Below are 13,774 nucleotides of genomic sequence, written 5' to 3' on the forward strand. Positions count from 1 at the left end.
CTCGCGAACCGCTGTCTCGTAAACCACTGTCTCGCGAACCACTGTCCGGGATCTTGTCCGATGCCCTCACCTGATCAGCGGTCGCCGCCCCGCGGACCCGCACGCGACGGTGAGGACATGCGACGATTCGTGGCCGTGAGCGCGGCCGTCCTGGCAGGCATCGGGCTCCTGACGACGTCCGGCAGCGCGCACCCGGAAAGCGCTGTCCCGGTGCTCGCCCAGCACGCCGTCGGTGGCTGGGTGGGTACGTGGGCCGCGGCCCCCGCGGCCGCCGTCCCGAACACCCCGGACGGCTACCCGGGCTACTCGATCCGCAACGTCGTGCACACCAGTGCCGGCGGCGGGCGCGCCCGCGTCCACCTGTCGAACGCCTTCGGCGCCGCTCCCCTGACCTTCGGGCACGTCACCGTCGCGGTCCAGGGCACCGGGCCGGACGCCGTGCCGGGCACCCTGCGGTCCCTGACCTTCGGCGGTGCCCCGGGCGTCGTCGTCCCCGCCGGCGCCGAGGCCTTGAGCGATCCGGTGAACCTGCGGATCCCCGCCGACGCCAACCTGCTCGTGACGACGTACGTGCCGGCGAAGTCCGGGCCGGTGACCTACCACCCGGCCGCGGCGCAGACGTCGTACTTCACCCGCGACGGCGACTTCGCCGCCAGTGAATCCGGCGCCCCGTACACCGAGCAGACGTCGGTGTGGCACTACCTTTCCGGCGTCGACGTCCAGGGCGGCGCCGACGCCTCGATCGTGACGCTCGGCGACTCGATCACCGACGGCGTCGGCTCGGCCTCCGGGGCCAACCACCGCTGGCCGGACTACCTCGCCGACCGGCTGCACGGCCGCTACGGCGTGCTCAACGCCGGCATCAGCGCCAACCGGCTGCTGCTCGACGTCCCCGGCTCCGGCGCCGGCCAGAACGCGCTCTCCCGCTTCGACCGCGACGTGCTCGGCGTCGGCGGGGTGCGGACGCTGATCGTGCTGGAGGGCATCAACGACATCCAGCAGACGCCGCACCAGACCGACCCGGCCGCGATCACGTCGGCGTACCGCCAGCTGGTGGCCCAGGCGCACGCGCGCGGCATCCGGGTCCTCGGCGGCACGCTCACGCCGTTCAAGGGTTGGCGCGTCTACGACGACACCCTCGAAGCGACCCGCCAGGCGGTGAACACGTTCATCCGCACCGGCGGGGTCTTCGACGGCGTCGTCGACTTCGACGCGGCGGTCCGCGACCCGGCCGACCCGCTCCGGATGCTGCCCGCCTACGACTCCGGCGACCACCTCCACCCCGGCGACGCCGGTTACGAGCGGATGGCCGCCGCCGTCCGGCTCGACCGGCTCTGATCACGCGGGATGAACAGCACCGCGACCAGGCTCAGCACCGCCACGGCCACCAGGTAGAGCGAGACTGAAAGCGAAGTGCCCGTGGCGGTCTGCAAGGCTGTCGCGATCAACGGCGCGAAGCCACCGCCCAGCACCGCGCCCACGGCGTAGGAGAACGAAGCCCCGCTGTAGCGGTAGCGCGGCTCGAACAGCTCCGCGAACAACGCCGACTGCGGCCCGTAGGTGGCACCGAGGCCGATGTTGAGCACCACCACCGCGACGATCAGCCACCCCGTGGCCTTCGTGTCCACGAGCAGGAAGAACGGGATCGGCCAGACGACCAGGAGCACCGATCCGGCCAGGTACACCGGTTTGCGGCCCACGCGATCGGACCACGCCGCCGCGACGAGGATGCTCACCAGCCAGGTCACGCTGCCGACGATCACGACCACCAGCAGCGTGGTGCGGTTGATCTTGAGCACCGAGGTGCCGTAGGACAGCAGGTAGGCCAGGAAGATGTACCCGATCGCGGTGTTGGCGATGAAGCTGCCGGACGCCACCAGCAGCGCCCGCGGCCGCTCGCGCAGCACCTCGACCATCGGACGGCTGCTGCGCTCCTCGGCCTCCCGCAACCGCGAGAACACCGGGCTTTCCTCGATCCGCAACCGGATCACCAGGCCGACTCCGACGAGCACGATGCTCGCCAGGAACGGCACCCGCCAGCCCCACGACGCGAACTGGGCGTCGGTCAGCGAGCGGCCGAGGACGAAGAACATCAGCTGCGCCAGGATCAAGCCGGCCGGGACGCCGATCTGCGAGAACGCGCCGTAGCGGCCGCGGTGGCCCTCGGGCGCGTGCTCGACCGCCATCAGCGCGGCCCCACCCCACTCGCCGCCCGCGCTCAGCCCCTGCAGCAGCCGCAGCACGAGCAGCAGGATGGGCGCCCAGACGCCGATCGCGGAGTACGTCGGCAGGAGCCCGACGCCCACGGTGGCGAAGCCCATCAGCAACAGTGACAGCACCAGCATCGCCTTGCGGCCGACGCGGTCGCCGAAGTGCCCCCAGAGGATCCCGCCGACCGGGCGGGCCAGGAACCCGACCCCGAGCGTCGCGAAGGCGGCGAGGGTGCCGGAAGCGGGCGACAGCGTCGTGAAGAACAGCTTGCCGAACACCAGCGCCGTCGCCGTGCTGTAGATGAAGTAGTCGTACCACTCGATGGTGGTCCCCACCGCGCTCGCCACAGCAACCCGCCGCAAGGGCCGGGCCGCGACCGCGCGGCCGCTCACGAGCCGGTCAGTGCGGCTGCCGGGACCAGGTCGTCCACGAGCAGGTCCATCAGCAGCCCGTCGTGCCAGCTGCCGTCGGGACCGCGCTCGTAGGACCGCATCGTGCCGACCGGCCGGAAGCCGAGCGACCGGTACAGCCGGATCGCCGCCTCGTTGCCGGCCGCCGGGTCGATCACCAGCCGGTGGTGCCCGCGCGTCGTGAACAGGTGTTCGGCCAGCGTGCGAATGGCGTCCGAGCCGAGACCCCGCCCCTGGAAGTCCGGGTGCATCGCGATGTCGATCCCGGCGTGGCGGTACTGCGGGTCGGCCTCCTCGAAGGCGAGTTCGATGCCGACGATGACAGTGTTCCCGACGTCGTCGTACTCGATGGCGTAGGTCGTGGTGCCTTCGTCGGGGTCCAGCAGATAGGACACCTGGGCGGCCACCGGCTCCTCGGCGTCGGCCCACCAGCGGGCGACTTCGGGGTGCGACAGGATCTCCTCGAACCGGGCGGTGTCCGGGGCGGCAGCTGGCCGCAGCCGGACACGGCTTCCGGTGATCAGGCCGGTCATCGGCCCAGTGTCGCCCGCCCGGGCGCCCGCTGTCGAGACCCCGAACGGGCCGCTCAGCCGTACACGGTGACGACGTCCTGCCCGGCCTCGGCCACCTTGCGCAGGGCGGCGAGCACGGCGTCGATCACCTGGGCGTCGTCCTCGTCCAGGTCGCCGGGGCGGGCCTCGCCCGCTTTCGCGAGGGCTTCGGCGAGCTCATCCGCCGGCACGAACCCGACCATCGGGTAGTCGTACCAGACGATGCCTTCGAAGTTCCGCGAGAGCAGGTGGTCGGCCACGTCGGCGCCCAGCAGCCCGGCGAGGACGCCATCGAACAGCTCTTCGCGGAACCGGTCGCCGCCCGCGGAGGAGTGCCCGGTCCGGCCGGCCTCCTCGCCCAGTTCCAGGGCCGTGCGCACGACCGCGTCCGCCACCTCGGGCGGAGGTTCGCCCCCTCCTGCGTCGCGGAACGCCGCGACCACCGGGTCGGCCGCGACCCGCGCCCGGAACTCGGCGACCGGCATCGCGCGGAAGACCAGCGCGTAGCTCATGACCTACTCCCCGTACCCCGGCGTCACCTTGACGACGGCCTTGCCGTCCGGGCCGACCGTCGTGTTGACCGGAACGTACTTCACCGGTGGGTTCTTGTTGTGGATGGCGTTCCAGATCGACTCGCCGACCTCGCCGCGGCCGTCGTAGGTGGCGTTCTCCGGCTTGCTGTTCTTCATGTTCGCGGCGACGTCCTTGAGGTACTCCGTGCTGCCCTGGTCCATCCGGTAATCGTTGGGCCGGTTCGCGGGCGGCACCGGGGCACCGGTGTCCGGGTCGAACTTCTGCACCCGGCCGTGCATCGGGCCGCCGGTCAGCGTCGAACCGTTGCCCTTCGCCTCGACGACGTGCAGGGTCTTGCCGTCCCAGTAGGCGACGTCGGCGACGTTGTTGCCGTTGAAGGCGACCGCGTTCGGCCACGGCTCGCCCGGCTTGGTGCCGTACTTGCCCGCCGGCAGCGGGTTGGCCTTCGTCGGCGTGATCATGTCGAGGTCGTCCTTGCCGGTGACCTTCTTCAGGTAGTCGTGCGCCCCGGCCTCGCCGACGTCCTCGGACCGCTTGACCTTCGTCTTGCCCTCGTCGTCCTTCAGGCGCCTGCCGAGCGGGTTGTCCGGGTCGTCCTTCGGGAAGTTCTTGTACTTGTCGATCGCCGGGTCCTTGAGATCGTCGTTGACGATGTCCCCGGGCTTGTAGTCCTTGCCGGTGTTCGGCTTCTTGTTCGAGCCCGAGCCGGACGCGTTCGTCGAGTCGTCCTCGGAGCGCTTGCGCTTCGGGACCCGGTCGTCGTTGACCTTCCCGCACGGCGACACCGTCGCCGTGAGCCCCAGCGGGTCCGCCGCGACGAGCGGGTTCGCCACGTACGCGACCGGGTTCGGCGCCGGGTCGAGGCCCAGCGGGTCCGGGCTCAGGTACCGCCCGGTCGCCGGGTCGTAGTAGCGGTAGACGTTGTAGTGCAGGCCGGTTTCGGCGTCGCGGTACTGGCCGGGGAACCGCAGCGGCGTGCCGCCCGGGTCGCCTTGGTCGGCACCCCACAGGTCCGCCTGCCCGCGCCACAGCAGCGATCCGGCCGCGTCGACGAGCTCGATCGGCGTGCCCACCTGGTCGGTGACCACGGTGGCCAGCCGCCCGGCGGCCAGCTGCGCCAGGGGCTTCCCGTCGTCCGGGTGGTACTCCCAGGTGGTGACCCGGGTGCCGGCCTGTTCCTCGACGAGCGTGGTGCCGTCCCAGGTGAACAGCACCTGCTCGGCCACCACCGGGGCGCCGCCCTGGCCGGCGGTGATCCGCTGCTTCGCGGTGCGCCGGCCGAGCGGGTCGTACCGGTAGCGCCAGTGGCTGCCGTCCGGCGTGACCACGCCGATGAGCCGGCCCAGGGCGTTCCACGTGTAGTGCCAGCCGGCGCCCGCGGCGTCCCGGCGCGACACGAGCCGGCCGTGGGCGTCGTACTCGTAGGCCGCGCTCTGGTGATCGGCACTCCTGGGATCGGCGCTCCTGGAATCGGCGCTCCTGGAATCGGCGCTCCTGGAATCGGCACTGTCCGAGGCGGTCAGCCGGGTGCCGGTGTAGAACCGGCGTTCCCGGGCCGTCCCGGTGATGTTGCCCGCGCCGTCGTAGCGGTACTGCTCGGCGCGGTTCGGGCCGGTGACCGTGGTGACCCGGCCGGCGGCGTCGAGCTGGTAGCGCACCGGGCCGGTGACGTCGTCGTCGACGCCGGCGAGCTCGCCGTCGGGCCGGTAGTCGTAGCCGCGCGTGTGCACCCGCCGCCCGGCGACCGTGACGGCCTGCCCGGTCAGGCGCTCCCCCGCGTAGGCCTGTTCGAGCACGACGTCACCGAAGACGCGCCGGGTTTCCGCGCCGCCGTCGTGCCCGAAGCGGATCGACTGGCCGGCGGTCTCCAGTGCGACCGGGACGCCGTCCGGGTCGAACCGCCACACACTGTCCACTCCGGACGGGGTGCGGCGGCGCACGAGGTGGTTCTTGTCGTCGTAGCCGAACGAAAGCGTCCGGCCGTCGACGGTGTGCACGAGGACGCGGCCCTGGTCGTCGCGTTCGATGTCCACCCGGGACTCGGCGTTCGCCGCGCCGGCGAGCCGGCCGACCGGGTCGTGGGCGAACGTCGTGAGCTCGTCGGCCGTGCGGCGGGAAACGACGTTGCCGAGCACGTCGTAGGTGTACTCGACGACCAGGCCGCCGGACTCGGAACGCACCAGGCGTCCGGCCGCGTCGTGGGTGTACCGGGTCACCCGGCCGTCGAAGTCGGACTCGGCGGCGAGCCGCCCGGCCGGGTCGTAGGTGTAGTGCCAGGTCAGCCCGGCCGGGTTGGTCACCGCGACCAGGCGCAGCTCGGTGTCGTAGGCGTACGTGGTGCGCGCGCCGGTCGGGTCGGTGACCGCGGTCAGCAGGTCGAACGGGCCGTACTCGCGGGCTTCGGCCTGGCCGAGCAGGCCGGTGTGGCCGAGTTCGTTGCCCTGCCGGTCGTAGCGCCAGGCTTCCTGGACACCGGACGGCGTCGTCCTCGCCAGGAGCTTGCCTTCGACGCTCCAGCGCAGCGCGGACCGCCCGCCCGCGGCGTCGACGACGGCTTTCGGGCGGCCGAACAGGTCGGTGCCGTCCCCGCGCTCGCGCACCTCCGCGGCGGTGGCTCCCGCGGTGCCGGGCTCGTCGGTGGCCGGTGCTTCTTCGGCGGAACCGTCGGCGATACCGGGCAGCGTCGTGTACGGGTCGGGCGCGGAGCCGGCCGGGTAGTGCCGCCGCCAGACCCGGCCGGCGGCTTCGACCGCGATGTCGAGGGCGCCGTCGAGGTGCCGGGTGACGGCGACGCGGCTGCCGTCGGGCCGCACGACCGCCTGCAGTTCGCCGGCTTCGCCGTGCTCGAACAGCGTCGTGTGGCCGAGCGGGCCGGTCCGGCTCTGCAGGCGGTCGTAGCGGTCCCAGGTGTAGGCGGTGACCGCGCCGAGCGGGTCGACGTCGCGCACGAGCTGGCCGAGCTCGTTGAAGTGGTGTTCGCTGGTGTGGCCGAGCGAGTCGGTGAACTTCGTGACCCGCCGGCCGCTGTCGTAGGTGAACCGGCCGTCCAGGAAGCCGCCGTCCCCGACGGTGACCACGCACCGCCCGCTGCCGTCGTAGACGTAGCGGTACCAGACGCCGTTGCGGTCGTGCCAGCCGGTGATCCGGCCGGCGTCGTCGTACTCGAACCGGACCGGGGTCTCCGACGAGTCGACCACCGCGACCAGCCGCCCGCGCGGGTCGTAGTCGTAGCGGACGGCGCGGACGCGGTAGCCGGTGTCGCGGTCGACGACGTCCACCGCCAGCACGCGGCCGCGGTCGGTGGTGAGCGCCACCTCGTAGCCCGCCGAGTGCGTCAGGCGCGACGGCTCACCGGAAGGCGTGTAGGCGCACGAAAGGACGGCGCCACCGGCGTCCTCGACCTGCTGCAGCGGCTGCAGCGCGCGGCCGCGGCCGGGCAGCGGTGCGAAGGTGAGCGTGCGCCGGGCCGGCGGGTCGTGCAGCGTGTAGCCGGTCGGCGTGCGGGTCAGCGGCCGTCGCGGGCCTTCCAGCGGCAGCACCGGGACGCCGGGCTCGGCGTGCGGGTAGACCAGGATCAGGCCGTCGGCGGAGAAGTAGCAGACGTGCTCGTCGTCGAGCTCCAGCCGCTGGTCCACAGTGGACGTCCACGTGGGACCGAACCACTGCCCGGCCCGGTAGGACGAGATGTGCGTCCGGTCGAGCACGAGCGGGAGCGGGTCCGGCAGCTCGAGGTCGCGCTGTTCCAGCACGACGTCGCCGTTCGCGACGTCCACCGGGTCGGACTTGCAGACCCGGTCGTCCGGGCCGACGCCGCGGTCGCGCGGGTTGTCCGGCTTGTTCGACGAGCCGCCGCCCTTTCCGCCGTCGCCCTTGCCCGCGCCCGACGGCGTGGTCGAGCCGCCGCCGGGTGTGGTGTCGGGGCCCTTCGGGTTGTCGTCGGGTCCCTTCGACGCCGGCGGCGGGTCGGTCTTCGGCGGCGGATCGCCCTTCGCGCCGGAGGGCGTGGTGCCGTCACCCTTCGCTCCCGACGGTGTCGTGCCGTCACCCTTCGGATTGCTCTTGATGTCACTGTGCTTCGGCGGCGGCGCCGACTTACCCGGCTTGATCTTCCGCAACGCCTTCGCCGCATCCGAAAACAGATCACCCGCCCGCTTCAACAGCGGAACCAGCGCCTTCAACGCCGTCACCAACCGCTTCACCAGATCCGCGATCTTCGACGCCGTCTTCGCCACCGCAGTGATCACCTGCGGCACCACCCAGGTCATCCCGATACCCAAAGTGAACAGCACCTGCAACGCCCAGCTGATCAAATGCCCGACCAGCTCCGCGATGATGTCCCGCACCAGGGCGCGCACCGCCGCGACAACCTCACCAGCGGTCTTCACCCCACTGGAGGCGCCTTCGCAGCCCTTCTGCGCCGTCTCCAGCAACGTCACCGTGTCCTGCGCCCGCTGCCGGTACGTATCAGCCGCCGCGCCGGTCCACGACACCGTGTCCGCCTTGACCATCCCGGTCAAATCCTCACCGACACTGCCCAGCTCGGTGGCGATGTTCTTCCACGTCTCCGACTGCGCCGCGATCTCATCAGCATTACCGGTGAGACCGTTCAGAGCCTCCTTCAACGGCCCGACATGCTCGATCAACCACCCCACCCCGGCCGCGAGAATCGCCCCGAACGGATCCATCGCCATCGACAACGCATCCAACGCCGTCCCGACAGCCCCGAGCGCCACCGACGCCCAGTCCCCGCTCTCGATCGCCGACTTCAGATCATTCGCCGACTCCAGCAGCGAAACACCCGAATACGCCTTCGTGGAATCCTTCGTTTCCGCGACGAGCGGATTCACCACGGATTGTTGTCCTCATCGTCGGGAGCAGCGGGCCGCCGCGGCGGTGGTGGCGGGGTTCCGGGGGCCGGCGGGGTCGCCGCGCCGGCCGTCGGGGCCGGCGGCACCGGAGCCGGCGGCGCGGGCGGCTGCTCGTCCGGTTCGTCCGGGTCGGGGAACCGGCCACGCAGATTGTCGAGCAGCACGCCGCGGGTTTCGCGGTCCTCGTCGCCGAGCTGCTCGGCCATCACGCCGGCGACGCGGTCGGCGATGCCGGCCTGCGCCCGGCGCATCGTCGTCAGGATCTGCCGCGACAGCTCTTCGAGGGGGAACGACTTGACCTTGTTCGAGAACGTGAGGTCGCTGACGGTGCCGTCCGCGCCGACGGTCACGCTGACCGCGCCGTCGGAGCTGGTCGCGGTCAGCCGCAGCCGTTCGGTCTGCTCCTGCGCCGCCTGGTAGCGCTGCGCCTTCGCCGCGAACCCGGCCGCCCAGTCGTCCATCCGGCGGATCGTCTCGTCGGGGTCCTGGATCAGGTCCCCCAGTCCTTGGGGTCCCGTCATGACCGCACCTTCACTTCCGCCGAGCGCGACGACGCCGCGAGCTGACGCTCGAACGGCTGCGCGTTGCCTTCTTCGCCTTCCCGGTAGGTCTTCGCGGCCGACGTGACGTTGTCCGCCAGCCCGCGCACGCCTTCCGCCGACGCCGTCAGCGCGTCCTTCGCCTCCTGACCCGTGGGCCGGATGATCGGCGGGAGGAAGGCGCACAGCAGCCCGTAGGCGTGGTCGGACATCGCCGAGTCGGCCGCCGAGCTCGCCGTGTTGAGCCGGTCCACCAGGCTCTCGACGTGACTCGCGTGCGCGACCAGGTCGTCCGGTTCGACCTCGAAACCGGGGGCTGTCATGCCGTCACTTCCAATCCTGGTTCTTCCAGTCGCCGATCACCGGCGGCGCGACGGCCTCCTCGCCCGCGAAGAAGTTCGGGTCGTCGCTTTCGAGGTAGTCGGCTGCCTTGTGTTCCTTGTCGTCTTCCTGCTTGCCGCCCTTGCCGGCGCCCATGCCGCCCATGCCCGGCGATCCCGCCGCGCCGGCCGCACCGCGGCCCGACATCGCGTTGCGCGCCGCCGCCGCTTCGGCTTCCGCGGCCGCGCCGGAGGCGGCACCGCCGCTGAAGCTGCCCGAGCCGCGCAGGCCTGCGCCACCGGCCCCGGCTCCACCAGCACCGGCTCCACCGGCCCCCGAGCCGCCGATCCCGCCGAGGGAGCCGCCGCCACCGCCTCCGCCGCCGCTCAGCCCGCCGAGCCGGCTGGCGATGCTGTCGCCGTTGATCCCGCCACCGCGGCCGATGGTCGGCATCTTCGCCCCGCCGGGGGTGTTGAGCCCGCCGCTGCCGGTGGGCAGCCCGGTGATCGGGTCGATGCCGGGTGGGGTGAACCCGGGGATCGGGCCGCCGACGCGGCCGCCGCCCCCGCTGCTCGGGATGTCCGGGATGTTCGGGATCGGCGGCGGGGTGAAGCTGCTGCCACCGGTGCCCCCGCCGCTCGGGATACCGGAGGGTGAGAAGCCGGAGGACGTCGTCGAGTCGTCGAAGTGCGGCAGCGAGGAGCCGGGGATGCCGGCGCCGCTGAAGTTGCCGCCGGCGGGCGTCCCGGGGACGTCGAAGTTCGGCGGGGTGAAGCCCGCACCGCCACCTGCGCCACCCGAGCCACCACCTGCACCACTGCCGGCGCCACCGCCGCCGGGGATGCCGGAACCGGAAAAGCCGCTGGAACCACCGGCCCCCGGGATGCCACTGCCGGAGAACCCGGAGCCACCGGCGCCCGAGCCGTCACCGGGGATGCCCGCGCCACCGGCCCCACCCGCGCCACCGAAGGCGGCGGCCGCGTTGGCGTCGATCGGGGTCTGCGGGGTCACGCCGTCCATCGCGGTCCGCGCCATCAGCGGCTGCACGTCGCCACCTGCCCCGGCGCCGCCACGCGCGACGACGTTCTGCCTGGTCGCCGTCGCCGTCGGCAGCTTCGGCGGGGCCGGGAACCGCGGGGTGGCGACCGCGCCGCCGATGGTCTCGTCGTACTGCGTCATGATCTGCGCGGCGTGGTCGCGCGCGGCCTGCTGCGCCCGGTAGGTCTGCACGGCTTCGCCCGCGGCCGCGGCGTACTGCACCGGGTCGGTCATGGACATCAGACGCTGGTTGGTCGACTGCAGGTCGAACTGGACCGGCGGGTTCGCGGCCATCTGCCGCTGGGTCTCGTTGAGCGCCTGGGAGTGGATCTCCTGCTGGCGCCCGGCGAGCGTCGCGCCCTGTGCCGTCGCGCCGAGCCACTTGCCGACGCCGGCGAGGTGCTCCCGGACGGCGTCACCGGCGTCGCCCTGCCAGTTGTTCGTGCTCGCGTTGATCGCGTCGGCCAGCGTCTTCTGGTGCGTTCCGAGGTCGTTGCCGACCCGCACCCACTCTTCCGAAGTCTCCGCGACGGTCGCCGGGTTGGCGTCCAGCGTGATGGCATCGTTCATCTGTTCGTGGCTGGCGTTGTTCCACAGCGTGCGCGGCGCCCCGCCGGTCTCGCGCATGGCGAGGCCCTCGTCGAGGCCGTGCTTGGCGTCGTTGAGGTGCTGCTGGTAGAGCTCCTGGATCTTCTTGTCACGCAGCACCGGGTCGACGACGGGGCCGAGCCAGCCGGCCCGGATCTCGTCGTCGACCTGCCTGGTGGCCATCTCGCGGATCTGGTCGCCCGACGGCGACTCGTCCGTGGTCAGCGGCCCGACGTAGTACTTCGACGACGAATCGGCGGTCACGTCGTAGAGCGGACTGCGCGGGTCGTAGTCCGGCGACGACGGGTCCGAGACGGACTCGGCGGTGGGTGCCACGGTCTCCCTCAGCTCTGGTCGGCGGTCGGGAGCGAGGTCAGCGTCGTGCGCGTGGTCTCTTCCCGGGACTTGTAGTTCTTCTTGGCGAGCTTGATGGCTTCGATGTAGGTTGGGAACTCCTGCCGCGCGGCCTGCAGCTGGGTGACCAGGCCCTGGTCGTCGGCGGCGGTGCTGACCATGTGCGCGGACACCCATTGCCCGGTGGCGGTCCGGCTCATCGCCGGCGCGTCGTGCAGCCGCTGCAGGTTCACCCACCGCTGCTCGAGCGACTCGAGCACGCCTTCGAGCGCCTCGATCAGCTGGTTCCCGGTGGTGTCGTCGATGGCGAAGCCACCGGTCTGGGCCAGCCGCTTCAGCTGCGCCCCGGCCAGCCCGACCCGCACGGCGGCCATCGTCTTCGCCTCGGGGGTCGCCGCGGCCTGCATCTGCATGGTGGCCTGGACGGCCTGCGCCGCCGCGTCGGTCTCTTCCGTCGTCATCAGGACTGCTCCTCCCCGGTCAGTAGACAGCCGCGATCGCGTCGCGGATGGCGCGCGCGAGATCGGCCCGCCCGGCCGGCACGTATTCGGCGGTGAGTTCCCCGGCCTCGCCGGTCCGGGTGTGCACGAGGTACCGGCCATCGGCGGTGTCGAGCCAGCTCAGCGGCTCGTTGGTCAGCCGTTCACCCCGCCGCCCCTGAGCACTGACGGCAATGTGCCCGCCCCCCAGCCGAGGTTCGGCCAGCACCCGTTCGAGCACGGCGACATCGGACGGTTTCGGAGCAGGCGGCCGCCGCCCGGGCCGCACGACGGCCTTGACCTCGATCATCCCGAAGGCATCGGTCTCTTCTTCGTCGAACTCGGCGTCGGCGATCCGTTTCGCGGCCATGGCGGAAACCTCCCGCCCGGCGGCCCGGTGCACCACGTGCCGTCCGGTGCCGGCGGCGGGAGCCGGCGGAAGCACCCCGGTGACGACCTCGACGAGCTCTTCGTCGGCGAACAGCGAGAACAGCAGTTCATCGGTGTCCGGAGCCTGCGTGATCCCGAGAGCTTGAGCCCCGTCGCTGACGACGAGCACGGCCACATCGGCCCCCAGCCCGTCAACCCCGCTCACGGCAACCGAGATCCGGGGTTCGGCGAGGAGTTCGAAGGCCATCCGGACGCCGGGGTGCAGCTCACCGGAGACGGAGAGCCGCCGTTCCTCGAGCGAGTCGTAGACCTGCCGCGCAACGTGCACGAACCGCACCGGATCGGCGGGCAGGTTCCCGGTCCGCAGCGGGTACCGCCGAACATCGCCCCCGGTAGCCCGCCCGACGACGAGTGCTTCGAAGACCTCGAGGTCGAACTCGAACCGCTCCGCCATTTCCCCTCGCCGGATCCTTTTCGTCAAACCTTCAAGCAAGTTCTCCGATGAACATTAGCAGTGCGGCGGGGCGGGGCGTCGGCACCGCCACCCGGATGCCCGAAAGACCACGATCCCCTGGACCAGCCGGGCAAAGGCCTGTCGCCCGAAGGAGTGGTGGGCGGGCCGAGGTACTCGCTCGGGCGCGGTGATCGAGTTCGGCCGGAGGGCTTGCACGGGTACGACCGGCCGGCACCGTCGACGATCACCACCGGGCGGGGCGGCGATCGTCGGCGGGCGAGGTCGGCGGCAGCGAACGCGCGGGGAATCAGCACCACCGACCACGACGCAAGCCCCTAGACAGCAACCCCCCGAGCCCGCTCGATGTCCGGCCCTCGGTACAGCCGCTCAGGAATCCGGGACAGGGTGGAAGGATGAACCTGCGCCCCCAGCCCGTAGAACTTCTGAAAGCTCATGATCAACGGCCGCCAGGCGTCCGGATCGATCCGATCCTCGGCACCGGCCGCCCGAATCGACTCGTGCACGAAGACCCGCTGGACCCGCACCTCGAAGGAAACAACTCCCCCATCGTCCCCGACCGGGTGCACCGCCTCGACCACGACCTCCATCGCCACCGGGCACTCGCCGACCCGAGGCGGCCCGACAGTCGAAGACGCCACTGCGGTCAACCCGGCCCGCCCGAACTTGTCCGCCACGTGGAAGTACCCGCGCTTCTGCTTTCCGTCGGGCACCGGATCCGACCCGGTCGTCAGCGCCAGCCGGTCGACGGCCGGGGCCATCGACTCGGATGGGAGATTCAGGACGCCTTCCCGGGTGCGCACCAGGTTCTGCGCGGTCTTCGACCGGACCCCGAGGCCGAGCACCGCCCGCCACCCGAGCCAGAACGCCGATGACATCGGTGCCAGATTGGCCGAACCGTCTTCATTGGTACTGGAAATCAACACCACCGGCGTACCGAAATACAGGATACCCGGCTCGATGGGCGTGTGCGCAACAGTCTTCACGCCATCGATCCTGCCGTCCACACAGGACCGGCG

General features: G+C 71.7%; 11 protein-coding genes. 1 reads left to right on the forward strand and 10 read right to left on the reverse strand.

Going from position 1 to position 13,774, the window contains the following annotated elements:
• The first annotated feature begins 117 nt into the window (after positions 1-117).
• A complete protein-coding gene (locus ACLJQF_RS37410; RefSeq protein ID WP_410615010.1) occupies positions 118-1,338 on the forward strand; it encodes an SGNH/GDSL hydrolase family protein in 1,221 nt (406 codons plus the stop codon).
• Here ACLJQF_RS37410 and ACLJQF_RS37415 read toward each other — a convergent pair.
• From ACLJQF_RS37415 to ACLJQF_RS37460, 10 genes are all read right to left on the reverse strand, one after another.
• Positions 1,296-2,603: an MFS transporter gene (locus ACLJQF_RS37415; RefSeq protein ID WP_410615011.1), complete on the reverse strand. Its 1,308-nt coding sequence runs from the start codon at positions 2,601-2,603 to the stop codon at positions 1,296-1,298. The two genes, ACLJQF_RS37410 and ACLJQF_RS37415, sit on opposite strands and share 43 nt — an antisense overlap.
• Positions 2,600-3,154: a GNAT family N-acetyltransferase gene (locus ACLJQF_RS37420; RefSeq protein WP_410615012.1), complete on the reverse strand. Its 555-nt coding sequence runs from the start codon at positions 3,152-3,154 to the stop codon at positions 2,600-2,602. The genes ACLJQF_RS37415 and ACLJQF_RS37420 overlap by 4 nt, the downstream gene beginning before the upstream one ends.
• Before the next feature lie 53 nt (positions 3,155-3,207).
• Positions 3,208-3,684, reverse strand: a complete 477-nt coding sequence (locus tag ACLJQF_RS37425) for a hypothetical protein (RefSeq protein WP_410615013.1) — start codon at positions 3,682-3,684, stop codon at positions 3,208-3,210.
• 3 nt (positions 3,685-3,687) lie between these two features.
• Positions 3,688-8,556, reverse strand: coding sequence for a DUF6531 domain-containing protein (locus ACLJQF_RS37430; RefSeq protein WP_410615014.1), 4,869 nt, complete (start codon positions 8,554-8,556; stop codon positions 3,688-3,690).
• On the reverse strand, positions 8,550-9,095 hold the full coding sequence (locus ACLJQF_RS37435) for a YbaB/EbfC family nucleoid-associated protein (RefSeq protein ID WP_410615015.1): 546 nt from the start codon (positions 9,093-9,095) through the stop codon (positions 8,550-8,552). The genes ACLJQF_RS37430 and ACLJQF_RS37435 overlap by 7 nt, the downstream gene beginning before the upstream one ends.
• A complete protein-coding gene (locus ACLJQF_RS37440) occupies positions 9,092-9,436 on the reverse strand; it encodes a type VII secretion target (protein ID WP_410615016.1) in 345 nt (114 codons plus the stop codon). The genes ACLJQF_RS37435 and ACLJQF_RS37440 overlap by 4 nt, the downstream gene beginning before the upstream one ends.
• Before the next feature lie 4 nt (positions 9,437-9,440).
• Entirely contained in the window at positions 9,441-11,396 is a 1,956-nt protein-coding gene (locus ACLJQF_RS37445; RefSeq protein WP_410615017.1) for a hypothetical protein, read from the reverse strand.
• Positions 11,397-11,404: 8 nt separating this feature from the next.
• Entirely contained in the window at positions 11,405-11,875 is a 471-nt protein-coding gene (locus tag ACLJQF_RS37450) for a hypothetical protein (protein ID WP_410615018.1), read from the reverse strand.
• Positions 11,876-11,894: 19 nt separating this feature from the next.
• The gene (locus ACLJQF_RS37455) at positions 11,895-12,737 is read right to left on the reverse strand and encodes an ESX secretion-associated protein EspG (RefSeq protein ID WP_410615019.1); all 843 of its coding nucleotides are present in this window, start codon (positions 12,735-12,737) and stop codon (positions 11,895-11,897) included.
• 335 nt (positions 12,738-13,072) lie between these two features.
• On the reverse strand, positions 13,073-13,741 hold the full coding sequence (locus ACLJQF_RS37460; protein ID WP_410615052.1) for a flavin reductase family protein: 669 nt from the start codon (positions 13,739-13,741) through the stop codon (positions 13,073-13,075).
• Positions 13,742-13,774 lie beyond the last annotated feature (33 nt).

The organism is Amycolatopsis sp. lyj-109 (assembly GCF_046548995.1).
Lineage (GTDB): Bacteria > Actinomycetota > Actinomycetes > Mycobacteriales > Pseudonocardiaceae > Amycolatopsis.